Genomic DNA, 22184 nt, shown 5'->3' on the forward strand with positions numbered 1-22184 from the left:
TTCTCCCGTCAGCCGATCTTGATCTTGGTGTCGGTCATGAATGAATAGACCGGAATGGCCATGTTCTCCGGCGCCGGTCCCTGACGGATGCGGCCCGCGGTATCGTAGACCGAGCCGTGGCAGGGGCAGAACCAGCCGCCGAAAGACCCTTCCTGGCCGAGCGGGATGCAGCCGAGATGGGTGCAGACATTGACCATGACGAACCAGTTCTCCTTGCCTTCCGCGGCGCGGTTGGCATCGGTGGCGGGTGCGTCGGCCGGAAGATTGGCGTTGCGGGCGATCGGGTCCTTGAGGTCGGAAAGGGCAGCGGCCTTTGCCTCTTCCACTTCCTTGGCGGTGCGGTTGCGCACGACCACCGGCTTGCCGCGCCACTTCACGGTCACCGACTCGCCTTCCTTGATCGACGAGATGTCGACCTCGGACGAGGCGAGGGCGAGCGCCGAGGCGTCGGGATTCATCTGGTTGATGAAGGGCCAGACGGTCGCCGCGACGCCGACCGCGCCGACCGCGCCTGTCGCGATGAAGAGAAAGTCGCGTCGGGTCGGCTCTGTCGCAGCGCTGTGTGCCAAGATCATTCCCCTCTCAATCCTCCGCCCCGGCCGTTCCGCCCTGCCGGATCCCTGCCGGGTCCCCAGGGCGAAATGTCCAATCGCGCGACCGGACAGCCGAAGCCAAGGCGTAGGCTACGCCCATTTCGTTTGAAGCTGTTTAGCCATCGCCGCCCGCCGATGTCCAGAGACGGCAGGGCCTATGCGCACATTGTCGCGGCAGCCGTGAGGCAGGAATGTGCCCGCCGGCCTCAACCCCGCGCGATGGCGGAAAACCGCGCGAGGAGATCGGCGAAAGCGGCGACATCGGCATCGGACCAGTCGTCCATCTGCCCGCGAAGGAGGCGGCGCTTCGCCTTCCGCGTCGCCGCAATCAGCTCGCGCCCGGAATCAGTGAGCTCGAGCAGGCTGCGCCGCCCGTCCGCCTGAGAGGCGAGCCGCTCGACGAACCCGGCCCGGACGGCCTCGGCGACCAGGCGGCTGGCCTGCGAGGGGTCGACGACGAGCCGCTCGGCGACGGTCGCCACCGAGACGCCGTCCGCCTCGCCGCGACCCGCTTCGTCGATGACGTCGACCACCTCGACAAGGGCGGGCTCGATGGCCAGCCCGAGCTCGTCGAGCACGCGGCGACCGAGGCCGCGACGGATCATGCTGCGGCGCAGTCGGCCGAGCGCGACATCGATCCGCGCGACCGCGCCGTCGCGATCAGCCGGCAATCCGTCGTCCCTGTCCTCGGAGCGTTCCATGCCAGCCACTTAGCACGCCGGACGGCCGCCTCGCATCGGGCGAAATGAGTGCGATTTACAATTAAATGCGTGACGCACGCATATTTATGGGTCATGCTGGCCGTGTGGTGCTCAGGAAGGGATGTCCATCATGAATTCCAGAATCGTCTGGCCCGAGGGGGCCATCTATCGCATCGACCTGTTCTGCGTGCCCGATGCGGCGCGAGCGGCCTTCGCGGAGCGGGCGGAAGCAACGCAGGCGGTGCTGCGCCGTCAGGGCGGGCTGGTGGGCGAGCAGGGTTTCGAGCGGATCGGCGGGCCGGGGCGTTTCAACATCGCGACGCTGGCGGCCTGGGAAAACGCGGCGGCGATCGAAGCCGCCTCGAAGGCGGTGGCCGACATGCATGCGGCGACCGGATTCGATCGGCAGAGCTTCGTCGTCCAGCGCGGCATCGCCGCCGAGATCGCGACATTCCGCGCCTTCACGCTCTGATGCGGGACGGGCGGGGACATGCCCCGCCCGTCTTCTCGTCACGCCGCGTCGAGGAAGCCGCCGGATTGGCGGCGCCACAGGCTGGCATAGAGGCCGCCATGGCGGAGCAGTTCCTCGTGGCTGCCGGTCTCCACGATCGCGCCCTTGTCGAGCACGATTAGCCGGTCCATCGCCGCGATGGTGGAGAGTCGGTGCGCGATCGCGATCACCGTCTTGCCGGCCATCAGCTCGAAGAAGCTCTCCTGGATCGCCGCCTCGACCTCCGAATCGAGCGCCGAGGTGGCCTCGTCGAGGATGAGGATCGGCGCGTCCTTGAGGAGCACGCGCGCGATGGCGATGCGCTGCCGCTGGCCGCCCGAGAGCTTCACGCCGCGCTCGCCGACATGCGCCTCGAACCCCGTGCGGCCACGCGGATCGCTGAGATGGGCGATGAAGTCGAGCGCATGCGCCTTGCGCGCCGCCTCGACGACATCCTCCATCGTCGCTTCCGGCTTGCCGTAGCGGATGTTGTCGATGACCGAACGGTGCAGCAGCGAGGTGTCCTGCGTCACCAGCCCGATCTGCTGGCGAAGCGTCTCCTGCTTCGCGCCGGCGATATCCTGCCCGTCGATGCGGATCGTGCCCTTCTCCACATCGTAGAAGCGCAGCAGGAGGTTGACGAGCGTTGACTTGCCGGCGCCGGAGCGGCCGACCAGACCGACCTTCTCGCCCGGCGCGATGGTCATCGACAGGTTCTCGATGATGCCGCCCTTCTTGCCATAGTGGAAGGTGACGTCCTCGAAGCGGATCTCGCCGCGCGGGACGGCGAGCACCGGCGCCGCCGGTTTGTCGAGCAGCGAATAAGGCCGCGCGATCGTCTCGAGACCTTCCTGCACCGTGCCCATCTGCTCGAAGATCCCGATCGCCACCCACATGATCCAGCCGGACATGTTGGAGATGCGGATCGAGAGACCCGAGGCGACCGCGATGGCGCCGAGCGAGATCGACGACACCGACCAGAGCCAGATCGCCAGCGCGCCGGTGGAGACGATCAGGATGCCGTTGAGGCACGAGACCGTCGCGTTCATCGCCGTGATGAGCCGCGTCTCGCTGCGGAACGTCTCGGTATGCTCCTTCAGGATCTCCTGCGCGTAGTCGTCCTCGCGGTCGGCATGGGCGAAGAGCTTCACCGTCTGGATGTTGGTGTAGCTGTCGACGATGCGGCCGGTCAGCGCCGAGCGCACCTCCGACATCGCCGTCGCCCGGTCGCGGATGCGGGGCACGAACCAGGCGAGCGTCACCACGTAGCAGACGATCCAGATCGACAGCGGCACCGTCAGCCGCCAGTCCGCCTCGGCGAAGATGACCAGCGCCGAGATCGCGAAGATGGCGACAAACCAGATCGCGTCGATGAGCTGCGTCACCGATTCGCGCAGCGCCGGTCCCGTCTGGACGATCTTCGAGGCGATGCGGCCGGCGAAGTCGTTGGCGAAGAAGGTGACCGACTGGCGCAGCACGTAGCGATGCGTCTGCCAGCGGACGAGATTGGTCAGCGACGGCGCGATCGCCTGCTGGTTCAGGAGATCGTGCAGAATATGGGAGATCGGCGCCGCGACGGCGATGACGAAGCCCATCCAGAGGAAGGTGGGCCCGTAGTCGACGAAGACCTGCTCGGGCGAGGTCGTCTTCAGGAGGTCAACGATCGAGCCGATGTAGCGCATCATCGAGACCTCGATGAGCGACACAACGAGACCGACGACCATCAGCGCGACCAGCCACGGCCAGACCTGACGGCAATAGCGCCAATAGAAGGCGATGAGCGTCGGCGGCGGCATGCTGTCGTCATGCGGGCGAAAGGGGTCGATGAGCGTTTCGAATTTGCGGAACATGGCGTGCGTCTGCGGCGAGAAGGAAGGGGAGCGCAGTCGGGGCGCACGGGCGCCGTCGACGGCAGAGAAAGGCGTGGGGATCGGGCGACGACGACGCGGCCGCGTCAGGCGCGGCGGGGGTCGTCAGGTTCGGCCAAAGATGGAGTCAGAGGGCCCGGAAGCCCGCACCGGGACGCATCTGGGGCCGAATGTGCGAAAGCATATGCTCCATGCAGCCCTCCTCGTCAGCGGTTGCGTGGGCGACGCCATGATCGGCGTGCCCTCCTGAGGACCGCACTCTTGTCGCAGGCGCAGCGCGGCGCAAGGGGGCGCCGATCATTTGTTCGATCTGTTGCAGGCGGGAGACAGCGCTACCTTCGGCTGCGGTCGCCGGCTACTCCGCCGCGATCTCGTGCGCGGCGCGATCGCCGAGGAAGCCGCCGGACTGGCGGGCCCAGAGCTGGGCATAGAGCCCCTGGCGCTCGAGCAGTTCCCGGTGGGTTCCGGTTTCGACGATCCGGCCTTCGTCCATGACGACGAGGCGGTCCATCGCCGCGATGGTGGAGAGGCGGTGGGCGATGGCGATCACGGTCTTGCCCGCCATCAGGCCCTCGAGCTGCTCCTGGATCACTGCCTCGATCTCCGAATCGAGCGCCGAGGTCGCCTCGTCCAAAACGAGGATCGGCGCGTCCTTGAGCAGCACGCGGGCGATGGCGATGCGCTGGCGCTGGCCGCCGGAGAGCTTCACGCCCCGTTCGCCGACATGCGCGTCGTAGCCCTTGCGGCCGCGCGGATCGGAGAGATGGGCGATGAAGCCGTCGGCGGAGGCGCGGGCCGCCGCCTGGCGCACGGCGTCGTCGTCCGCGTCGGGCCGGCCATAGCGGATATTGTCGCGGATCGAGCGGTTGAGCAGCGCGGTATCCTGGGTCACGACGCCGATGGCGGCGCGCAGCGAGCCCTGCGTGACCGAGGCGATGTCCTGCCCGTCGATGCGGATCGCGCCGCTCTCGAGGTCGTAGAGGCGCAAGAGCAGGCTGACCATGGTCGTCTTGCCGGCGCCGGAGCGGCCGACAAGACCGATGCGCTCGCCGGGCTTCACCACGAGGTCGACGCCGCGCAGCACCGGCGTTCCGCCGCCATAGGAGAAGCGCACGTCTTCGAAGACAATCTCGCCCTTGGAGACGACGAGGTCGGCGGCGTCGGGCCGGTCGGCGAGGCCGTGCGGCCGCGCGATGGTGCGCATGCCGTCCTCGACGGTGCCGACATTGTCGAAGAGCCCCGTCAGCGTCATCATCACGCGGCCGGACATCACCGAGAGCCGCATCACGAGGCCGAGCGCCACCGCCGTCTCGCCGGGGCTGATCGCGCCGCGCGTCCAGAGCCAGACGCTGGCAGCGCCCGTCGCGCCGATCAGGAAGGCATTGGCGAGCTGCAGCAGCAGCGAGAGCCGCGTCAGCAGGCGGTTCTGGTCGAGCAGGCGTCCCGTCTGCTCGGCGATGGCGCTTCGCGCCGTGTCGCGCTCGCGCCCGTCGCGGGCGAAGAGCTTCACCGTCTGGATGTTGCCGTAGATGTCGGCGAGCTTGCCGGTCAGGAGCGACCGCGCCTCGGACGCGGCGGCGGCGCGCTTGCGCACGCGCGGCACGAAAGTGAGGGCGAGCGTGACGAGGGCGGCCACCCAGAGCACGAGCGGCACGGCCATGACGATGCCGACATCGGCGAAGATCGCGAAGGCGCTGATGACGAAGACGGAGATCACCCAGAGCGCGTCGATGACCTGCGTCATGCTCTGCGTCAGCGAGGAGCCGGTCTGAACGATCTTGGTGACGATGCGGCCGGAGAAGTCGTTCTGGAAGAACGAATAGGACTGACCGACCACATGGAGATGGTTGAGCCAGCGGATGCGGGCGGTGAGGGCGGGCGGCAGCGTCTGGTTGGAAAGCACGGTCTGCACCGCGTTCACCAGCGGGCGGACGACGAGCACGACGAGCGCCATCAGCGCCAGGTGCCAGCCATGCTCGGCGAAGAAGGTCGCCGGCGTGCCGCGCGACATCATGTCGACGAGGGTCCCGACATAGGCGTAGATCGCGACCTCGGCCAGGGAGACCGCCAGTCCCGCCGCCATCAGCGCCAGCACATAGGGCCAGACCGGCGCCAGGAAATAGCGGTAGAAGGCGAGGAGGCCGGTCGGCGGCGTCCCATCCTCGACGGCGAAGGGGTCGATCAGCTTTTCAAAGTAGCGCAGCATGGTTATGTCCGGAGCGCCGGCCGCCTTCCTTGTCCTGAGCGTCCGGATGTCTTCAACGTCCGAGCGCTCCCATTTCCGTTCCGAACGGCCCTTCCTTGCCGAGCATCGTCCTCTACCAGCCCGATATTCCGCACAATACCGGCGCGATCCTGCGATTCGCCGCCTGTGTCGGGCTGCCGGTGGAGATCGTCGAGCCGGCGGGCTTCGATCTCTCCGATCGCGGGCTGAAGCGGGCCGGCATGGACTATCTGGAGCGCGCGACCCTCACGCGCCACCCTTCATTCGCGGCATTCGACGACATTCGCCGCCAACGAGGCGGGCGGCTTCTGCTGCTGACGACCAGGGCCGAGCGCTCCTATCTCGATTTCGACTATGCCGCCGGCGATCTCCTGATGTTCGGGCGCGAGAGCGCCGGCGTCCCGGACGCGGTGCATGCGATCGCCGACGAGCGCCTCGTGGTGCCGATGCGCCCCGGGCTGCGGTCGATCAATCTCGCCATGACCGTGGCGATGGTGGCCGGGGAGGTGCTGCGGCAGCTCGGCGGCCCGCCTGTCGTCGCGACGATGGAAGACCAGGGAGGATGAGCCGATGACCCTGCCCGACGGGCTCGACGAGAAGAAGGCCCGCGCCGCCCACTGGTTCCTCGAGCTCCAGACGCGCATCACCGCCGCCTTCGAGGCGCTGGAGCGCGAGGCTGCGGACGATCGTTATCCCGGCGCGCCGGGCCGTTTCGAGCGCAAGCCCTGGAAGCGAACCGACCATACCGGCACTGACGGCGGCGGCGGTACCATGGCGATGCTGCGGGGCCGGCTGTTCGAGAAGGCGGGCGTGCATGTCTCGGCGGTGCATGGCAGCTTCGCCCCGGAATTCGCCAAGGACATCCCAGGCGCCGACGAGGATCCCCGTTTCTGGGCCGGCGGCATCTCGCTGATCGTGCATCCGAGGAGCCCCAACGTGCCGGCCGTGCACATGAACACGCGCATGGTGGTCACGACGCGGCAGTGGTTCGGCGGCGGCGCCGACCTGACGCCGGTGCTCGATCGCCGCCGCACGCAGGACGACGCCGACAGCATCGCCTTCCACGCCGCGATGCGCGGGGCCTGCGAGCGTCACGCCGTCGCCGATTACGGCCGCTACAAGGAGTGGTGCGACACCTATTTCTTCCTGAAGCACCGGGGCGAGCCGCGCGGCATCGGCGGCATCTTCTATGACGGGTTGCACTCCGGCGACTGGGAGGCGGATTTCGCCTTCACGCGGGATGTCGGCGCAAGCTTCCTCGACATCTATCCGAGGATCGTCCGCGCCAATCTCGCCGCGCCCTGGACGGAGGCGGACCGCGAGGAGCAGCTCGTGCGCCGCGGCCGCTATGTCGAGTTCAACCTCCTCTATGACCGCGGCACGATCTTCGGGCTGAGGACCGGCGGCAATGTCGATTCCATTCTTTCCTCGATGCCGCCCGAGGTGAAATGGCCATGACGGACAGGACGCGGGAACGCACGACATGACGAAGGCAGTGCTCGGCATCATCGGGGGCTCGGGCCTCTACGACCTTCCCGGCCTTGAGGACGCGGAGTGGCGGACGGTGGAAAGCCCCTGGGGCACGCCCTCCGACCAGCTGAGTTTCGGCCGGATCGGCGCGACGCCGATCGTCTTCCTGCCGCGGCATGGACGCGGACATCGCCTCGCGCCCTCCGGCATCGACTACCGCGCCAATATCGATGCCCTGAAGCGCGCGGGCGTGACCGACCTCGTCTCGGTCTCGGCGGTCGGTTCGCTGAAGCAGGAACTCTTCCCCGGCGATTTCGTCATCGTCGACCAGTTCATCGACCGCACCGTCGGCCGCGTCTCCACCTTCTTCGGCAATGGCTGTGTCGCGCATGTCTCGATGGCACATCCGGTGGCGCCCCGCCTCGTCGAGCGCATCCGCCTCGCCGCCGCGGCCGAGGACATTCCCCACCATATCGGCGGAACCTATGTGGCGATGGAGGGGCCGCAGTTCTCGTCCGTCGCGGAATCGCATCTCTACCGGTCGTGGAACGCGGACGTCATCGGCATGACCAACATGCCCGAGGCGAAGCTCGCCCGCGAGGCGGAGCTCTCCTATGCCACGATCGCCATGGTTACCGACTATGACTGCTGGCATCCGAACCATGCGGCGGTCACGGTCGACGAGGTGATCCGCGTGCTCGGCGAGAACCGCGACAAGGCGCAGCGGCTGGTCGCGCGGCTCGCCCGGGATTTCCCGGCCGAGCACGAGCCGTGCCCGATCGGATCGGACCGCGCGCTCGATCACGCCCTCATCACGGCGCCGGATGCGCGCGACCCCGCGCTTCTCGCACGGCTCGACGCCGTCGCCGGTCGCGTGCTCGCCCGCTGATCACATGCCGCGGCTTTACGCCGGGCTGCTGCTCGGGCAAGGCTGTGGCTCAACCGCCCGCGGCCACGCCGCGCCCGAACGATTCGACGTGCCGAGATGACATCAGAACCTTTCGACTACGCCGCCGCCATCCGCACCATCCCGGACTATCCCGCCAAGGGCGTGATGTTCCGCGACATCACCACGCTGCTCGGCAATCCGCGCGCTTTCCGCCGCACGATCGACGACCTCGTGCAGCCCTGGGCCGGCTCCAAGGTGGACAAGGTGGCCGGCATCGAGGCGCGCGGCTTCATCATCGGCGGGGCGGTGGCGCACCAGCTCTCGGCCGGCTTCGTCCCGATCCGCAAGAAGGGCAAGCTGCCCTGGGAAACCATCGGCGAGGACTATGCGCTCGAATACGGGCACGACCGGATCGAGATCCATGTCGACGCAGTGGCCAAGGGCGAGCGCGTGATTCTCGTCGACGACCTGATCGCCACCGGCGGCACGGCCGAGGCGGCGATCAAGCTGCTGCGGCAGACCGGCGCCGTCGTCGAGGCAGCCTGCTTCATCGTCGACCTGCCGGCGCTGGGCGGCGCCGACAAGCTGCGCGCGCTCGACGTGCCGGTTCGCACGCTGATCGCCTTCGACGGCCACTGAACGGGCAAGGGGTGGCGAGGATGGCCGATTTCACGCTCCATGTCGGGACACGGATCTGGTCGAGCTGGTCGTTGCGCCCCTTCATGGCGCTCGCCGCCACCGGCGCCTCATTCGAAACCGTGGTGACGGCCCTGCGCGCGCCGGGTACGCGGGCCGCGATCGGCGGCTTCAGCCCCTCAGGGCTGGTTCCCGTTCTCGTCGACCACCGCGACGGCCGTGACGTCACCGTCTGGGATTCGCTGGCGATCTGCGAATATCTCGCTGAGAGCTGGCCCCACCTCTGGCCGGCCGATGCCGCCGCGCGTGCCGTCGCGCGATCGGTTTCGGCGGAAATGCATTCCGGCTTCCGTCCGATGCGGATGGCGATGCCGATGGACCTCTTCGCCGAGCACCCCGGCGAGGGCCTCGACGCCGACGGGGTCGAAGCCGATATTCGCCGCATCGACGCGATCTTCAGCGATTGCCGGAATCGATTCGGTGCGGGCGGGCCCTATCTCTTCGGGACATTTACGATCGCCGATGCCATGTATGCGCCGGTGGCGAGCCGTTTCCGAACCTATCGCCCCGAACTCAGCGCGCCGGCCGCCGACTATGTCGCGACGCTGCTGGCCGATCCGGGGTTCACGGCTTGGGAAGCGGCGGCCCTGAAGGAAATGTGACGGCGGCCGGGCGACTTGCCGCCTTGACCGCCGAGACGCATCGGCCCAGCCTCGGGGTGGGGTAGACGCGGCGCCTGCCGGGATGACGGTATGAATTCGTTCTTCGATGTCTTCAAATGGGACCGCTTCGTCGCCCCGTCCGCGATGGAGCTGCTGTTCTGGCTCGTTTCGGCGATCGCCGTCCTCTTCGGCGTCTGGGGCCTGTCCTCGGGCATCGCCATGGTCGAGACGGCGCCCGTGCCGGGGCTCGTGCTGATCTCGGTCTCGATCATCGGGACGCTGGCCGGCATCGTCGCGGCGCGCATCGCCTGCGAGGCCGTGGTCATCCTGTTCCGCGTCAACGAGAACCTCATGGATATCGCCGAGCGCGGCTTCACGGCCATGCCGGCGCCGATCGTGGAAAGCGCCGCTGTCCGCCTCGAGCACCGGGCCCCCGAGCCCCGGGAAGAGCCCCTGCCGGCCCGGAGGCAGCCCGAGCGAAGCGCCACGATCATCGAGGACCTCCCGCCCGTCTTCGATGCCGAGGAGGAAGAGGAGGACGATGCGGCCGATCCGTTCGCTCCGGATCAGGGTCGCGTCGAGCCGAGGGCCTGGGACGTCAAGCCGGTCCAGCCGAAGTCGGCTTCGACCGACGTCGCGGCGTCGGAGCCGCATCAGCGCATGCGGGACGTGACGCCGGCCTCCGCGAGAGACCGGTCAACGCCTCCGGAGGCACGGGCGAGGGTCGAGCGTGCCGCAGAGGCAAGATCTGATCGTCGTGAGCCCGACCGGCGCGAGCCGGAGGCGCGGGCGGCCGAGACGAGGGTTCCGCCCTCGAGGTCGGCGGGATCCGCGAACGAGGTTCGCGGCGAGACCCGCGCCGAGCGTTCCCCGCCGGCCGTCGTGGAGCATGAGACGCCCGCACAGCAGGAACGCGAGAAGCGCGAAGCCTCGCGCCGGCGCGCGGCGTCGGACGAGCCGGCGATCGAGCATGCGCTGAAGCGGCTTTCGCAGCCCGCATCCGCCAACCCTCCCTCCGACCCGCCGCCGTCGCGAGAGCGGCGCATGCCGGCCGCGCGCATCGAGGACGGCGACTTCATCAGTTCCGCGGCGCCCGATCCGGTCCGCCGTGAGACGCGCCGGCCCGGGGGCGCAACGCCCGAGGCCGTGCCGCAGGACGGCGCGCGGGCCGGTCAGCAGAAGCCTGCCGCGCCGCGTCGCAGACCCGTTGCCGACGAGGAGGCTACACCTCTGCCGGCCTTCCTGGCGAATCGCGTCGAGCCCGAGGCGCCGATCGACCTGCCGCCGGTGCTGTCGCGCCAGGACGCGGCCAGCCGCGAGTCTTCGGCCGAGCCGAAGGCGGCGCCGCGCATGGTGCGGGAAAAGACCGTTCAGGTTGCCGCTCGCGAGACTGCTCCGGAACGTCAGCCGGAGCCGCGGCGCGACGAGGCCTCGCGATCGCAGAAGCCGAAGGGGGGGCAGGCTCCCCTGAAGCGCCGCCGGCCCCGCCGCGATCGCGACGAGGCCTGACGGCCGAACTCAGGTGTTGAAGCGGAACAGCATGACGTCGCCATCGGCTACGACATAGTCCTTGCCTTCGTCGCGGGCGCGTCCCGCTTCCTTGGCGCCGGCTTCGCCGTTGTAGCGCACGTAATCCTCGAAGCCGATCGTCTGGGCGCGGATGAAGCCGCGCTCGAAATCGGTATGGATCACGCCGGCGGCCTGCGGTGCGCGGGTTCCGACCGGAATGGTCCAGGCGCGGGCTTCCTTGGGGCCGACGGTGAAATAGGTGATGAGACCGAGCAGGGCGTAGCCGGCGCGGATCAGCCGGTCGAGGCCCGGCTCTTCGAGGCCGAGCGTCTCGAGGAAGTCCTTCTGCTCGGCGGCATCGAGCTGGGCGATCTCGGATTCGATCGCCGCCGAGATGACGACGCAGCCCGCGCCCTCGGCCTTGGCCATTTCCTCGACGCGCTTCGAATAGGCATTGCCGGTCGCGGCCGAGGCTTCCTCGACATTGCATACATACAGCACGGGCTTCGAGGTCAGGAGATTCAGGGCATCGAAGGCGGCGCGATCCTCGGCGGAGACCTTGAGCTGGCGGGCCGGCTTGCCCTCGCGGAGCAGAGCGAGGGCGGCGTCCATCAGGTCGGCCTGATGCTTGGCTTCCTTGTCGTTGGCCGCCCGCTTCCTGAGCGGGACGACGCGCCGCTCGAGGCTGTCGAGATCGGCGAGCATCAGCTCCGTCTCGACCGTCTCGGCATCGGCGACCGGGTCGATGCGGTTCTCGACATGGGTGATGTCGCCGTCCTCGAAGCAGCGCAGCACATGCGCGATCGCGTCGACCTCACGGATATTGGCGAGGAACTGGTTGCCGAGACCCTCGCCCTTCGAGGCGCCGCGCACGAGGCCGGCGATGTCGACGAAGGTAAGGCGCGTCGGCACGATCTCGTGCGACTTGCCAACCCGCGCCAGCGTGTCGAGCCGCGGGTCCGGCACCGCCACCTCGCCGGTGTTCGGCTCGATGGTGCAGAAGGGATAGTTGGCCGCCTGCGCCGCTGCCGTCTTGGTCAGAGCGTTGAACAAGGTCGACTTGCCGACATTCGGCAGGCCGACGATCCCGCATTTGAAGCCCATGGTGTTCTTTCAGTTCAGGAGAGTGTCGAGATTGGTATCGCTTCGGAACAGTTCGAGGATCCTCATGTCGTCGACGACCCGCCCGCGGGCGAGATCCTCCGAGAAGAAAAGGCCGCAGCCGGCGCGCGCTGCCGATGCGAGCATCAGTCGCCCTTGCCGAACAGCCGCTTGAGCCCCGCCGCGAAAGGACCGTCGGCGGGCTTCGGCTCAGACGACGACGTGGCCTTGGCCGACGGGGGAGGGGGGGCATCGGGCCCCGCTTCGGGCTTGGCCGGCTTCGGCGGCTCCGTCGCTCGGTGCAGACGGTTGGCGAAGGTCGAATCCTTGCCGTCGGCGAGGAGATTGGCGCTGTCGGCGATCGCATCGAGCAGCGGGTTCACCCATGCGCCGTCCGCCTTGGCGAAATCGTGAAGCACATAGCCCGCCACGAGTTCCCTGGCGCCGGGGTGGCCGATGCCGAGGCGCAGGCGCCGGTAGTCGTCGCCGAGATGGGCGGTGATCGAACGCAGGCCATTATGGCCGCCATGGCCGCCGCCGACCTTCATCCGCGTCTTGCCGGGCGGCAGGTCGAGTTCGTCGTGCATAACGACGATGTCGGCGTTCGGGATCTTGAGGAAGCGGGCAGCCTCGGCAACCGCGCGGCCGCTCTCGTTCATATAGGTCTGCGGCTTCATGAGCAGCGTGCGCCGCCCCGAAAGCGTGCCCTCGGCGACATCCGCATGGAAGCGGCTGCGCCAGGGTCCGAAGCCATGGCGGCGGTGGATCGCATCCGCCGCCATGAAGCCGATATTGTGCCGGTTCAGGGCATATTGGCCGCCGGGATTGCCGAGGCCGACGATGAGGAGCATCGCTGCGCGTCCCGAACCGGTCAGCCGGATCAGGCCTTGGGAGCCTCGGCCGCCGCAGCTTCCGCCGCCTCTTCCGAGGTCAGCGCCGCCGGGGCGACGATGGTCGCCAGCGTCACGTCGTCCGCCGCGGTCGCCTTGACGCCTTCCGGCAGCGAGACGCCGGACAGATGCACGGACGAGCCGATCTCGAGGCCGGTCAGGTCGACGACGATGTGATCGGGGATCGCATCGGCCGGCGCCGTGACGTCGAGTTCGTGCGAGACGATGTTCAGCACGCCGCCATTCTTGAGGCCGGGCGCCTTGTCCTCGTTCACGAACTGGACCGGAACCTTGACGTGCAGCGAGGCGCCGACGGTCACGCGCAGGAAGTCGACGTGGATCGGCTGGTCGCTCACGGGGTGGAGCGCGTAGTCACGCGGAATGACGCGGATCTTCTGGCCGTCGACATTGATCGTGGCCACGGTGGTCAGGAAGCCGCCACCATGCAGCTTCATGTACACGTCCTTGTGCGACAGCTCGATCGCGAGGGGCGGCTGCTTGTCGCCATAGATGACGGCCGGAATCTTGCCTTCGCGACGCGACGCCCGGGCGGCCCCCTTGCCCACGCGGTTGCGCACGGAGGCCGTGAGCTCGTAGGAAGTGCTCATCGGAATTCTCCTTGTCCAAACGAAAAAGGCCGCGGTGCCTCCAGGGGTGTCGGCGCGGCCGCGCGCCTTATAGACGAGGCGCCGGCGAAGGACAAGGAAAGAAGGTCCGCCTCAGATGAAGAGGCTCGACACCGACTTCTCGCTGGCGGTGCGGTTGATCGCCTCGCCGATCAGCGTCGCGATCGAGGTGACGCGGATATTGGGCGCGCCCTGCACGGCCTCGGTCGGCTGGATCGAATCGGTGATCACCAGTTCCTTGAGCATCGACGAGGCGATGCGCGCGACGGCGCCGCCCGAGAGAACGCCATGGGTGATGTAGGCGACGACCGACTTCGCGCCCTTGGCGAGCAGCGCCTCGGCGGCGTTGCACAGCGTGCCGCCCGAATCGACGATGTCGTCGAAGAGGATGCAGTCGCGTCCCTCGACATTGCCGATGATGTTCATGACCTCGGATTCGCCGGGCCGCTCGCGCCGCTTGTCGACGATGGCCAGCGGAGCGTCGATGCGCTTGGCGAGCGCACGGGCGCGCACCACGCCGCCAACGTCCGGCGACACGACCATGATGTTCTGCAGTTCGTAGTGCTCGCGGATATCGCGGGTGATCACCGGCACCGAGAAGAGGTTGTCGGTCGGGATATCGAAGAAACCTTGGATCTGCCCGGCATGCAGGTCGAGCGTCAGAACGCGGTCGGCACCGGCATGGGTGATGAGATTGGCGACGAGCTTGGCCGAGATCGGCGTGCGCGGGCCGGCCTTCCGGTCCTGCCTCGCATAGCCGAAATAGGGGAGGACCGCCGTGATGCGGCGCGCCGAGGAGCGGCGCAGCGCATCGATGATGATCAGGAGCTCCATCAAGTGGTCGTTGGCCGGATAGCTCGTCGACTGGATGACGAACACGTCCTCGCCGCGGACATTTTCCTGGATCTCAACGAAGATCTCCTGGTCAGCAAACCGCTTGACGAGACACTTGGCCAGCGGGATCTCGAGATAGGTGGCGATCGCCTCGGCGAGCACCCGGTTGGAGTTTCCGGCAACCAGCTTCAAGGTGTGGGGTCCCGTTGGTCCTGCTTCGCGAGTTGCGATCGATTCCGGGGCGGCATCGTTGGGCGGAGCGGCGGCGTTGTAGCAAGTCCACTTCCGCACTGCAAACGCGATTGCGTCGCGGCGCGGTTCAGTTCGCCGGTATGGTGGATGACGGCAGCGGCGGCAGAGCCGTCGTGGCCGGCAGTGTCTGGGTCTCGGTGGCGCTCACGGGCGTTGCCGTGACGGCCGCCGGGGCGGGCGCGATCGGCGCGCTGGCGACCGCCCCTGCATTCGCCGGGCCGCTCCGTCCCCAGGCGACGATGGCGCTGATCGTCTGCCGCGCGACATCCATAGCCGTCGACCGGTCGACGCCGCGCCACGGGTCGACGCCGGCGCCGGGCGCCGTTTCCTGGCCGGAAATGCGATGCACGCGCTTGCCGCTGCGGTCGAAAACGTCCCAGACATAGACGACGATGGTGCCCGAGGCGTCGCCGACCGCCGAGAGATAGCCCTTCACGATATAGGTCGCCGCCGGATCGTCGACCGGGACGAGGCTCACCTGCTGGGCGAAGGCCTCCTTGCCGAGCTCGGCCGAAATGTTGGTCAGAACCGTCGCGGGGGCGCCCGTCACCGGCGCGAAGGCGAACTTCGCCTGCGACAGCGGTACGGAAGGCGGGGTCGCGGAGATCGGCGGGATGGCCGCATTGGCCATGGACTGGGCCGCGCCGCTGATGCCTTCGCCGCTGCCACAGGCGGAAAGCCCCAGCGCAGCCATGGCAAGGAGGGCCCAGACCGGCCGATATGCCTTCACCGTCATTCCATCGTCCCGCCGGTCCGCAACCGGAGCCCCCGGACCCTTCCTAGCGGCAAATGCCGGACCGGTCCAGAATTCGGCCGGTCATCCGATCAAATCCGCTCACTTGTCCCGATCACGTTTCCTCATCGGCGAGTGCGATGGCGTGAAGCAGCCGCCCATAGTCCGCTTCGCCCTGATGGGTCATGCGGCGATAGGAATAAAAGCGGGCCGGATCGGCATAGGTGCAGAGGCCGAGATCGACGAAGCGGCCGGCGCCGGCGGCGGCGGCGCGATGGCCGAGATAGGCCGGAAGATCGAACTGCCGATGCCTCTCGCGCTCCGACGGCGCGAAGAAGCGCTGATTGGTGGTGTCGGCCTCCAGGAAGCGGGCGACGAATTCCGGCCCCACCTCGTAGGAGGCGGCGGAGATGGTCGGACCGAGCACGACCGTGATGCGCCCGCGATCGGCGCCGAGCCCCTCCATCGCGGCGAGCGTTGCTTCCAGAACGCCGGTGAAGGCGCCGCGCCAGCCGGCATGGGCCGCGCCGACGACGCGCGCCTCGGCATCGGCGAAGAGCAGCGGACCGCAGTCCGCCGTACCGACGCCAACGGCGAGGCCGGGCCGGGCCGTCACGACCGCATCCGCCCTGGGGCCTTCGCCGGCGGGCCAGACCTCGTCGACCACGACGACATCCGGGCTATGCACCTGATAGGGCGTCGCGAGGCGGTCGGGGGCGACGCCGAGGTCGCGGGCGACGCGCGCCCGGTTCTCGAGGATCCGCGTCCGCTCGTCGGACGAGCCGACGCCGCAGTTGAGGCTCGCATAGATGCCGTCGGAGACGCCGCCCTGCCGGGTGTAGAAGCCGTGGCGGATTCCGGGGAGGTCCAGCGCGTCGGCGGTGATCTTCATCGGGTCGGTCCTTCAGTCGAAAGGGGGCGGCACGAGGCCGGGCGATGCCGCGACCAGCACCTTGAACAGCGTTCCCATGGCGTCGGGACCGGCAAGCCGGTCAACCGCGGCGCGGATCGCGTCCTGCGTCGCCGCATCCTTGCCGGCGCCCAGCGCGCCGGCGCGTTCCAGGAGGCCGAGGCGAAGCAGGAAATCGCCCTGATCCGTCAGCGGAAACGTTACGGCGCCGGCCCGGCGCGCGGCGGCGGCGAGCGCGGCGAAATCGACATGGGCGGTGATGTCGGCCTCGCCCGGGGTTTCGAGCGGCGAGACGAAGCGGTGGTGCCGCAACGCCTGGAGCGTATCCCCGACACCGCCGTCATGGCCGTAGTCGATGGCGAGCAGCGCACCGGGCGCATGGGCGAATCGATCGGCGAGGCTCGTGACGACGGCGACCGACGGGCTGCTCGTCTCGATGATGGCGCCGATGGGGAGACCGTGCGGGACGACAGGCGGACGGGCAGCCGGACGCAGGCCGAAAGCGAGGGCACCATCGACGAGGCCGACCATGCGCTCGGCGAAGCCTTGCTCCGTCCGCACATACTGGCGGATCGGCAGCGCGTCGAAGAACTCGTTGGCGATGACGATGAGCGGGCCGTCCGGCAGTTCCTCCAAACCGCTCGCGAAGACGGGAGCGTGCGACGCGAGGGCCTCCTGCTGGATCGTTCGCAGATGCGGGCTGGTCTCGACGAGCACGAGCGTCGCCGCGGCGCGAAAGTCGGGTGCGACACGGGCGGCGCGCAGCGCGTCGGCCATCAGCGTGCCGCGGCCCGGGCCGAATTCGGTGAGCACGACCCGCGCCGGGCTGCCCATCCGCCGCCAGGTCTCCACCGCCCAGAGGCCGACGAGTTCGCCGAACATCTGGCTGATCTCGGGGGCGGTGACGAAGTCGCCGGCCGCGCCGAAGGGATCGCGGCGCATGTAGTAGCCATGCTCCGGATCGCCGAGGCAGGCGGCCATATAATCGGCGACGGTGATCGGGCCATCGGCGCGGATGCGCGCGGCGAGCCGCAGGGCGAGCGGCGTCGCCGGTTCAGACACGGTCGCGACGGCGGACATAGATGAGAAGGCCGAGGCCGGCGAGCACCATCGGGACGGAGAGCAGCATACCCATGGTGAGCCCGCCGGAGAAATAGCCGATCTGGATGTCGGGCTCGCGGAAGAACTCGGAGATGATGCGCGCGAGTCCGTAGCCCATGGCGAAGACGGCGGCGACATAGCCCGGCTGGCGCAGGCGAAGCTGCTTGTGCGTCAGGATGCGCAGCACGAGGAAGAGGACGATGCCTTCCAGCGCCGCCTCGTAGAGCTGGCTCGGATGGCGGGGCTGGCCGTCCGCATTGGGGAAAACCATCGCCCAGGGCACGTCGGCGGGACGGCCCCAGAGTTCGCCGTTGATGAAGTTCGCCAGCCGGCCGAGGCAGAGCCCGACGGTGACGCTGGGGCCGATGACGTCGATGAGCGACAGGAACGGGATGCCGCGCTTCCAGCAGAACAGCGCCATGGCGATGGTCGTGCCGAGGAAGCCGCCATGGAACGACATGCCGCCATGCCAGACCTCGAAGATCGTCAGCGGCGCGGCGAGGAAAGCGCCGGGATCATAGAAGAGCACATAGCCGATGCGGCCGCCGACGATGATGCCCACCGTCGCCCAGAGCACGAAATCGTCGAGATCGACGGGGGTGATCGGCGATCCGTCCTTGCCCCAGAGGCGGGCGTTGGAAACCAGCCGCTTCGCATACCACCAGCCGAACAGGATGCCGACGATATAGGCGAGCGCGTACCAGCGGATCGCGAAGGGACCGATCGCGATGAGCACCGGATCGATGGTGGGGTAGGGGATGACGTAGAGCATCGCTCGCCTTTGCTGCCGCGGCATTGGTGCGCTGATCCGCCCGAAGCGGTCAAGAGCCGCAGCCGCGATGGCGGTTCAGGCTCTTGTGACCGGTCGGGCGGCCACCCATAGTCTCTTCACAGCGACAGGTTCGCATCCGGAGGATTGCCATGGACGAGCGCCCCAACCGTCTCTTCGACGATTTCGCCAAGCTGATGACGGACGCCGCCGGCATGGCGCAGGGCGTGCGCCGCGAGGCCGAGACCGCCATGCGCCACCAGGCCGAGCGCTTCATGTCCGAGATGGACTTCGTGAAGCGCGAGGATTTCGATGTGGTGCGCGAGATGGCCGCCAAGGCCCGCGCCGAGAACGATGCGCTCGCGGCTCGCGTCGCCGCGCTCGAGGCGAAGCTCGCTCTGATGACCGGCGGCCAGGTCACCGCCGCTCCCCCGACGCCCGAACAGACCTGATTTTATCCGGATCAAATTGACAGGATAAAGTCCGGGTAATATACCGCCGTGGTCATCGGACGACGGCGGAGCTTCATCATGGATCGGGAACGGCGCAAGGCGGCGGTCGACGCCTATCGCAAGCGCAAGGATGCGCCCGGCATCTATGCGATCCGCAGCCGGTCGAGCGGCGCCGTCTTCGTCGGACAGACGCCGGACGTCGAGGCGATCGCCAACCGCATCTTCTTCAGCTTGCGGTTCGGCAGCCACCCCGGTGCGGCGCTGCAGGCGGCCTTCGACAAGAATGGCGAAATCGATCTCGCCTTCGAGGTTCTGGAACGGATCGAGCCGCCCGAGACGCCCTATCTGCTCCGCGCCATCCTCAAGGACCGGCTTTCGGCGTGGCGAAGCCGGCTGGGCGCCGCGCTCGTCTAGAGACGGCGTTCATTCGGGAAGGGGGATGAATTCCTGCTCGTCGCCGAACACCTTGTCGAAGCGGCCCATCTTCCAGTCGGCCTTGGCGCTCTCGATGCGCTCCTTCGATGAGGAGACGAAGTTCCACCAGATATAGCGCGGCCCATCCATCGGCTCGCCGCCGACGAGGACGAATCGCGCCGAAGTGCGCGCGCGTACCGTGATCGGGTCGCCCGGCTTCAGCACGAGAAGCCGTCCGGCCTCGAAGCTGTCGCCGGCGATTTCGATCTCGCCCTCGTAGAGATAGAGCGCGCGCTCGACATGGATCGCGTCGATCGGGATGCTGCTGCCGGCCTCGAGCGTGATCTCGGCATAGATCGTGTCGGTGAAGGTCGCGACAGGTGACTCGGCACCCCAACCCTCGCCGAGGATCAGCCGCGCCCGCGCGCCGCCGGCGACCACTTCCGGGAGCGTTGCGGCGTCATGGTGATGGAAGGCCGGCGCCGTCTCCTCATGCGTCTTCGGCAGCGCCACCCAGGTCTGAAGCCCGGCGAGGCCGCGATGATCGGGCCGCGTGCGGAACTCGCCGCTCGACCGCTCGCTGTGCGCGATGCCGCGGCCGGCCGTCATCCAGTTCACGGCGCCCGGCAGGATGGTCGCCTCGACGCCGGTCGAATCGCGGTGGACGATCTCGCCATCGAAGAGATAGGTGACCGTCGCCAGTCCGATATGCGGATGCGGCCGCACGTCGAGACCCTTGCCGCGATCGAATTCGCCGGGACCCATCTGGTCGAGGAAGATGAAGGGGCCGACCAGGCGGCGCTTGGCGGTGGGCAGCGCCCGACGCACCGTGAAGCCGCCGATATCGGCCGTTCGCGGCACGACGACGAGCTCGACGGCGTCGCTGGAGGCGGCGTCCCCGAAGATCGGGTCCTTGTCGGTCAGATTGCTCATGTCGCCTCCGGCATCCTTCGTTGCAGCGTCGTCCGCTGAAGATGGACGCTGACGGGCGCTGCGGGAAGAAGCGCGTTCGGCGACGGATCGTTCAGTGGATCGTCAGTCGCCGACGTCGAGCGGCTCGGTGCCGACCGCCTGGCCGGACGCGCCGATGCGGATCTTCTCGACCTTCGCCTCGGCCTGGGCGAGCAGCGATTCGCAATGCTTCTTCAGAGCCTCGCCGCGCTCGTAGATACGGATCGACTCCTCGAGCGGAACATCGCCGCGCTCGAGATGGCCGACGATCGATTCGAGCTCGGCCAGCGCCTTCTCGAAGGTGAGGCTGGCGATCGGGGCGGCCGTTTCGGTCATGAGGGCTCTCCGCAACTGACGCGCCTCTTTTCGATCATTGGCGGGCGGGAGGCAAGCATGGCGCGGGTGGATGCGCGGCTTCCCCTGGGGCTATGCTCGCGCCGTGGTGCAATCGAGAGACGGTGACCGATGGACTGGACTGTAGGCTTCAAGTTCTTCGCGGCGATGTTCGCCATCATGAATCCGCTGACCACGCTGCCCGTCTTCCTTGCCATGACGGGAGGCCAGCCTCCCGCCGCCAGCCGGCGAACGGCGCTCGTCATGATCGCGACCGTGACCATAGGCAGCGTGATCTGCGCCCTGGTGGGCCGGTTGCTGCTCAATGTCTTCGGCATCGATATCCCGCATTTCCGTCTGGCGGGCGGGCTGATCGTCCTGCTGATCGCCCTCACGATGCTGAATGGCGAGGATCACCCCTCCCATGCCGGGACGCCAGACGAGCAGGCCAAGTTCTCCTCGGCCTCCAGCATCGGCGTCTACCCGCTCGGCATTCCGATCGCGTTTGGACCGGGGACGATGGCAACGGTCATCGTCTTCGCGCAAACCTCTGCCGAGGCGGGCGCCATGGGCGTTTATGCGATCACGCTCGCCCTCTATCTCGTCTTCTTCGGCATCGCCATGCTCGCCGCACCCTTGATCAGCCATTGGATGTCGCCGATGACACTGTCGCTGACGCGACGGCTGATGGGGCTCGTGCTGGCGGCTATCGCCATGGAAATGATCGTCGGCTCGCTCGGAAAGCTCTTCCCGGCCTGGCTCGGCTAGGTGCTGGTCATCAGCCGCGTCACATGGGCTGCGGCCGATCCGGCGAGGCCTTTGAGGTCGTAGCCGCCTTCCATGATGCTGACGATACGGCCGCCGCAGTCGCGGTCGGCCCGTGCCATCAGCGCGTCGGTCGCCCAGGCGAAGTCCTCCTCGTCGAGCTCCAGCCCGCCGAGCGGATCGCGCCGGTGAGCGTCGAAGCCGGCCGAAATGATGACGAGATCGGCCCGGAAGGCGTCGATGGCGGGGAGGATGCGCGTTTCGAAGGCGTTCCTGAACAGGGCACCATCGGCGCCGGGCGGCAGCGGGGCGTTGACGATGGTGCCGTGCGCGCCCGTCTCCGACGCCGCGCCGGTGCCTGGATAGAGCGGCATCTGGTGCGTCGAGCAATAGAGCACCGAAGGGTCGTCCCAAAAGATCGCCTGCGTGCCGTTGCCGTGATGCACGTCCCAGTCGACGATCGCGACGCGGCCCGCGCCGTGATGCGCCTGCGCGTGGCGGGCGGCGATGGCGGCCTGATTGAAGAAGCAGAAGCCCATGGCCCGCTCCGGCTCGGCATGGTGGCCGGGCGGGCGCATCGCGCAGAAGGCGTTGGCCACAGCGCCCGTCATGACCGCGTCGACCGCCTGGCAGGCGCCGCCGACGGCGGTGAGGGCCGCCTCGAATGTCTTGGGCGACATGACGGTATCGGCATCGAGCCGGCCCATGCCCTCGCTCGGGCTCGCATGGCGGATGGCGTCGAGATGGGCGCGGGTGTGACAGGAGAGGATCATCGCCTCGTCCGCCATCGCGGCCTCCTCGCGGCGCAGCGCATCGAAGGCGGGCAGCGCCAGCGCCGCCTCGACAGCAGCGATACGCTCGGGTCGCTCGGGATGGCCGAAGGGGACGAGGTGCCTGGCGAAGATCGGATGATGGATGAGCAGCGTCGCCATGGACTCCCGTCTCGTCTTTCGGCGCTCGCCGGGGAGAGCGCTCCGCGCCGGCCGCTTGGTTCTACCAGCCCGGCCAACG

The 22184-nt window shown here is 68.2% G+C and carries 26 protein-coding genes; 10 read left to right on the forward strand and 16 right to left on the reverse strand.

The features are described 5' to 3' along the window. Positions 1-8: 8 nt before the first annotated feature. Complete coding sequence (gene petA, locus QO015_RS19275; RefSeq protein WP_266283874.1) at positions 9-572, reverse strand: ubiquinol-cytochrome c reductase iron-sulfur subunit; 564 nt, start codon at positions 570-572, stop codon at positions 9-11. 227 nt (positions 573-799) lie between these two features. Further along, positions 800-1294 (reverse strand): MarR family winged helix-turn-helix transcriptional regulator, encoded by a 495-nt coding sequence (locus tag QO015_RS19280; RefSeq protein WP_266283641.1) that lies wholly within the window; start codon positions 1292-1294, stop codon positions 800-802. A 130-nt stretch (positions 1295-1424) separates the two neighbouring features. On the opposite strand from QO015_RS19280, the gene QO015_RS19285 reads away from it, so the two are divergent. After that, positions 1425-1766: an antibiotic biosynthesis monooxygenase gene (locus QO015_RS19285; protein ID WP_266283643.1), complete on the forward strand. Its 342-nt coding sequence runs from the start codon at positions 1425-1427 to the stop codon at positions 1764-1766. 38 nt (positions 1767-1804) lie between these two features. Here the strand turns inward: QO015_RS19285 and QO015_RS19290 are convergent, their stop codons facing one another. Further along, the gene (locus QO015_RS19290; RefSeq protein WP_266283645.1) at positions 1805-3634 is read right to left on the reverse strand and encodes an ABC transporter ATP-binding protein; all 1830 of its coding nucleotides are present in this window, start codon (positions 3632-3634) and stop codon (positions 1805-1807) included. A 373-nt stretch (positions 3635-4007) separates the two neighbouring features. Continuing rightward, positions 4008-5858, reverse strand: coding sequence for an ABC transporter ATP-binding protein (locus tag QO015_RS19295; protein ID WP_266283646.1), 1851 nt, complete (start codon positions 5856-5858; stop codon positions 4008-4010). A 95-nt stretch (positions 5859-5953) separates the two neighbouring features. On the opposite strand from QO015_RS19295, the gene QO015_RS19300 reads away from it, so the two are divergent. The 6 genes from QO015_RS19300 (at position 5954) to QO015_RS19325 (ending at position 11042) form a co-directional block, all read left to right on the forward strand. After that, positions 5954-6442, forward strand: a complete 489-nt coding sequence (locus QO015_RS19300) for a tRNA (cytidine(34)-2'-O)-methyltransferase (protein ID WP_266283647.1) — start codon at positions 5954-5956, stop codon at positions 6440-6442. A 4-nt stretch (positions 6443-6446) separates the two neighbouring features. Then, the gene (gene hemF, locus QO015_RS19305) at positions 6447-7334 is read left to right on the forward strand and encodes an oxygen-dependent coproporphyrinogen oxidase (RefSeq protein ID WP_266283649.1); all 888 of its coding nucleotides are present in this window, start codon (positions 6447-6449) and stop codon (positions 7332-7334) included. Between the two features lie 25 nt (positions 7335-7359). Next, a complete protein-coding gene (locus QO015_RS19310; protein WP_266283651.1) occupies positions 7360-8235 on the forward strand; it encodes an S-methyl-5'-thioadenosine phosphorylase in 876 nt (291 codons plus the stop codon). Positions 8236-8331: 96 nt separating this feature from the next. Next, positions 8332-8874 (forward strand): adenine phosphoribosyltransferase, encoded by a 543-nt coding sequence (locus QO015_RS19315; RefSeq protein WP_266283653.1) that lies wholly within the window; start codon positions 8332-8334, stop codon positions 8872-8874. A 20-nt stretch (positions 8875-8894) separates the two neighbouring features. Then, on the forward strand, positions 8895-9533 hold the full coding sequence (locus QO015_RS19320) for a glutathione S-transferase family protein (RefSeq protein ID WP_266283655.1): 639 nt from the start codon (positions 8895-8897) through the stop codon (positions 9531-9533). Positions 9534-9623: 90 nt separating this feature from the next. Further along, positions 9624-11042 carry a DUF4282 domain-containing protein gene (locus QO015_RS19325; RefSeq protein ID WP_266283657.1) on the forward strand — a complete coding sequence of 473 codons (1419 nt, stop codon included), beginning with the start codon at positions 9624-9626 and terminating at the stop codon, positions 11040-11042. 9 nt (positions 11043-11051) lie between these two features. Here QO015_RS19325 and ychF read toward each other — a convergent pair whose 3' ends face one another. The 9 genes from ychF to lgt all read right to left on the reverse strand — a co-directional run bounded on the left by ychF (position 11052) and on the right by lgt (position 18261). Further along, positions 11052-12146: a redox-regulated ATPase YchF gene (ychF, locus tag QO015_RS19330; RefSeq protein WP_266283658.1), complete on the reverse strand. Its 1095-nt coding sequence runs from the start codon at positions 12144-12146 to the stop codon at positions 11052-11054. A gap of 9 nt (positions 12147-12155) precedes the next feature. Next, on the reverse strand, positions 12156-12290 hold the full coding sequence (locus QO015_RS19335) for a PIN domain-containing protein (protein ID WP_266283660.1): 135 nt from the start codon (positions 12288-12290) through the stop codon (positions 12156-12158). Further along, complete coding sequence (gene pth, locus QO015_RS19340; RefSeq protein WP_266283662.1) at positions 12290-12994, reverse strand: aminoacyl-tRNA hydrolase; 705 nt, start codon at positions 12992-12994, stop codon at positions 12290-12292. The genes QO015_RS19335 and pth overlap by 1 nt, the downstream gene beginning before the upstream one ends. Before the next feature lie 29 nt (positions 12995-13023). Then, a complete protein-coding gene (locus tag QO015_RS19345; protein WP_266283664.1) occupies positions 13024-13641 on the reverse strand; it encodes a 50S ribosomal protein L25/general stress protein Ctc in 618 nt (205 codons plus the stop codon). A 111-nt stretch (positions 13642-13752) separates the two neighbouring features. Beyond that, a complete protein-coding gene (locus tag QO015_RS19350) occupies positions 13753-14685 on the reverse strand; it encodes a ribose-phosphate pyrophosphokinase (protein WP_266283666.1) in 933 nt (310 codons plus the stop codon). A 127-nt stretch (positions 14686-14812) separates the two neighbouring features. Beyond that, positions 14813-15481, reverse strand: a complete 669-nt coding sequence (locus tag QO015_RS19355; protein WP_266283667.1) for a hypothetical protein — start codon at positions 15479-15481, stop codon at positions 14813-14815. A gap of 112 nt (positions 15482-15593) precedes the next feature. After that, positions 15594-16370 carry a peptidoglycan editing factor PgeF gene (gene pgeF / locus QO015_RS19360; RefSeq protein WP_266283668.1) on the reverse strand — a complete coding sequence of 259 codons (777 nt, stop codon included), beginning with the start codon at positions 16368-16370 and terminating at the stop codon, positions 15594-15596. A 12-nt stretch (positions 16371-16382) separates the two neighbouring features. Beyond that, entirely contained in the window at positions 16383-17450 is a 1068-nt protein-coding gene (locus tag QO015_RS19365) for a class I SAM-dependent methyltransferase (protein ID WP_266283669.1), read from the reverse strand. Further along, on the reverse strand, positions 17443-18261 hold the full coding sequence (lgt, locus tag QO015_RS19370) for a prolipoprotein diacylglyceryl transferase (RefSeq protein ID WP_266283671.1): 819 nt from the start codon (positions 18259-18261) through the stop codon (positions 17443-17445). The genes QO015_RS19365 and lgt overlap by 8 nt, the downstream gene beginning before the upstream one ends. A 149-nt stretch (positions 18262-18410) precedes the next feature. Here lgt and QO015_RS19375 point away from each other — a divergent pair, with 149 nt between their 5' ends. Together QO015_RS19375 and QO015_RS19380 are read left to right on the forward strand one after the other, a co-directional pair. Next, positions 18411-18710 (forward strand): accessory factor UbiK family protein, encoded by a 300-nt coding sequence (locus QO015_RS19375; RefSeq protein ID WP_266283673.1) that lies wholly within the window; start codon positions 18411-18413, stop codon positions 18708-18710. A 78-nt stretch (positions 18711-18788) separates the two neighbouring features. Next, the gene (locus QO015_RS19380) at positions 18789-19124 is read left to right on the forward strand and encodes a GIY-YIG nuclease family protein (RefSeq protein WP_266283674.1); all 336 of its coding nucleotides are present in this window, start codon (positions 18789-18791) and stop codon (positions 19122-19124) included. Between the two features lie 9 nt (positions 19125-19133). Here the strand turns inward: QO015_RS19380 and QO015_RS19385 are convergent, their stop codons facing one another. Both QO015_RS19385 and QO015_RS19390 read right to left on the reverse strand, forming a co-directional pair. Continuing rightward, the gene (locus QO015_RS19385) at positions 19134-20057 is read right to left on the reverse strand and encodes a pirin family protein (RefSeq protein WP_266283675.1); all 924 of its coding nucleotides are present in this window, start codon (positions 20055-20057) and stop codon (positions 19134-19136) included. 102 nt (positions 20058-20159) lie between these two features. Next, entirely contained in the window at positions 20160-20411 is a 252-nt protein-coding gene (locus QO015_RS19390; protein WP_266283676.1) for an exodeoxyribonuclease VII small subunit, read from the reverse strand. Between the two features lie 129 nt (positions 20412-20540). Between QO015_RS19390 and QO015_RS19395 the strand changes: the two genes are divergently transcribed. Then, positions 20541-21176, forward strand: a complete 636-nt coding sequence (locus QO015_RS19395) for a MarC family protein (protein WP_266283677.1) — start codon at positions 20541-20543, stop codon at positions 21174-21176. Here QO015_RS19395 and QO015_RS19400 read toward each other — a convergent pair. Next, on the reverse strand, positions 21173-22105 hold the full coding sequence (locus QO015_RS19400; protein WP_266283678.1) for a histone deacetylase family protein: 933 nt from the start codon (positions 22103-22105) through the stop codon (positions 21173-21175). The genes QO015_RS19395 and QO015_RS19400 overlap by 4 nt on opposite strands. Positions 22106-22184 lie beyond the last annotated feature (79 nt).

It is taken from the genome of Kaistia geumhonensis (genome assembly GCF_030815145.1).
Taxonomy (GTDB): domain Bacteria; phylum Pseudomonadota; class Alphaproteobacteria; order Rhizobiales; family Kaistiaceae; genus Kaistia; species Kaistia geumhonensis.

What these genes read in the sequence shown, in the direction of transcription:
- QO015_RS19375 (WP_266283673.1), top strand. Translation starts at nt 18,411, where the DNA reads ATGGACGAGCGCCCCAACCGTCTCTTCGACGATTTCGCCAAGCTGATG.
- QO015_RS19280 (WP_266283641.1), bottom strand. Translation starts at nt 1,294, where the DNA reads ATGGAACGCTCCGAGGACAGGGACGACGGATTGCCGGCTGATCGCGAC.
- pth (WP_266283662.1), bottom strand. Translation starts at nt 12,994, where the DNA reads ATGCTCCTCATCGTCGGCCTCGGCAATCCCGGCGGCCAATATGCCCTG.
- QO015_RS19390 (WP_266283676.1), bottom strand. Translation starts at nt 20,411, where the DNA reads ATGACCGAAACGGCCGCCCCGATCGCCAGCCTCACCTTCGAGAAGGCG.
- QO015_RS19290 (WP_266283645.1), bottom strand. Translation starts at nt 3,634, where the DNA reads ATGTTCCGCAAATTCGAAACGCTCATCGACCCCTTTCGCCCGCATGAC.
- hemF (WP_266283649.1), top strand. Translation starts at nt 6,447, where the DNA reads ATGACCCTGCCCGACGGGCTCGACGAGAAGAAGGCCCGCGCCGCCCAC.
- QO015_RS19400 (WP_266283678.1), bottom strand. Translation starts at nt 22,105, where the DNA reads ATGGCGACGCTGCTCATCCATCATCCGATCTTCGCCAGGCACCTCGTC.
- QO015_RS19325 (WP_266283657.1), top strand. Translation starts at nt 9,624, where the DNA reads ATGAATTCGTTCTTCGATGTCTTCAAATGGGACCGCTTCGTCGCCCCG.
- QO015_RS19285 (WP_266283643.1), top strand. Translation starts at nt 1,425, where the DNA reads ATGAATTCCAGAATCGTCTGGCCCGAGGGGGCCATCTATCGCATCGAC.
- QO015_RS19335 (WP_266283660.1), bottom strand. Translation starts at nt 12,290, where the DNA reads ATGCTCGCATCGGCAGCGCGCGCCGGCTGCGGCCTTTTCTTCTCGGAG.
- QO015_RS19395 (WP_266283677.1), top strand. Translation starts at nt 20,541, where the DNA reads ATGGACTGGACTGTAGGCTTCAAGTTCTTCGCGGCGATGTTCGCCATC.
- QO015_RS19320 (WP_266283655.1), top strand. Translation starts at nt 8,895, where the DNA reads ATGGCCGATTTCACGCTCCATGTCGGGACACGGATCTGGTCGAGCTGG.
- QO015_RS19355 (WP_266283667.1), bottom strand. Translation starts at nt 15,481, where the DNA reads ATGACGGTGAAGGCATATCGGCCGGTCTGGGCCCTCCTTGCCATGGCT.
- QO015_RS19295 (WP_266283646.1), bottom strand. Translation starts at nt 5,858, where the DNA reads ATGCTGCGCTACTTTGAAAAGCTGATCGACCCCTTCGCCGTCGAGGAT.
- lgt (WP_266283671.1), bottom strand. Translation starts at nt 18,261, where the DNA reads ATGCTCTACGTCATCCCCTACCCCACCATCGATCCGGTGCTCATCGCG.
- QO015_RS19385 (WP_266283675.1), bottom strand. Translation starts at nt 20,057, where the DNA reads ATGAGCAATCTGACCGACAAGGACCCGATCTTCGGGGACGCCGCCTCC.
- QO015_RS19345 (WP_266283664.1), bottom strand. Translation starts at nt 13,641, where the DNA reads ATGAGCACTTCCTACGAGCTCACGGCCTCCGTGCGCAACCGCGTGGGC.
- pgeF (WP_266283668.1), bottom strand. Translation starts at nt 16,370, where the DNA reads ATGAAGATCACCGCCGACGCGCTGGACCTCCCCGGAATCCGCCACGGC.
- QO015_RS19315 (WP_266283653.1), top strand. Translation starts at nt 8,332, where the DNA reads ATGACATCAGAACCTTTCGACTACGCCGCCGCCATCCGCACCATCCCG.
- ychF (WP_266283658.1), bottom strand. Translation starts at nt 12,146, where the DNA reads ATGGGCTTCAAATGCGGGATCGTCGGCCTGCCGAATGTCGGCAAGTCG.
- QO015_RS19310 (WP_266283651.1), top strand. Translation starts at nt 7,360, where the DNA reads ATGACGAAGGCAGTGCTCGGCATCATCGGGGGCTCGGGCCTCTACGAC.
- QO015_RS19380 (WP_266283674.1), top strand. Translation starts at nt 18,789, where the DNA reads ATGGATCGGGAACGGCGCAAGGCGGCGGTCGACGCCTATCGCAAGCGC.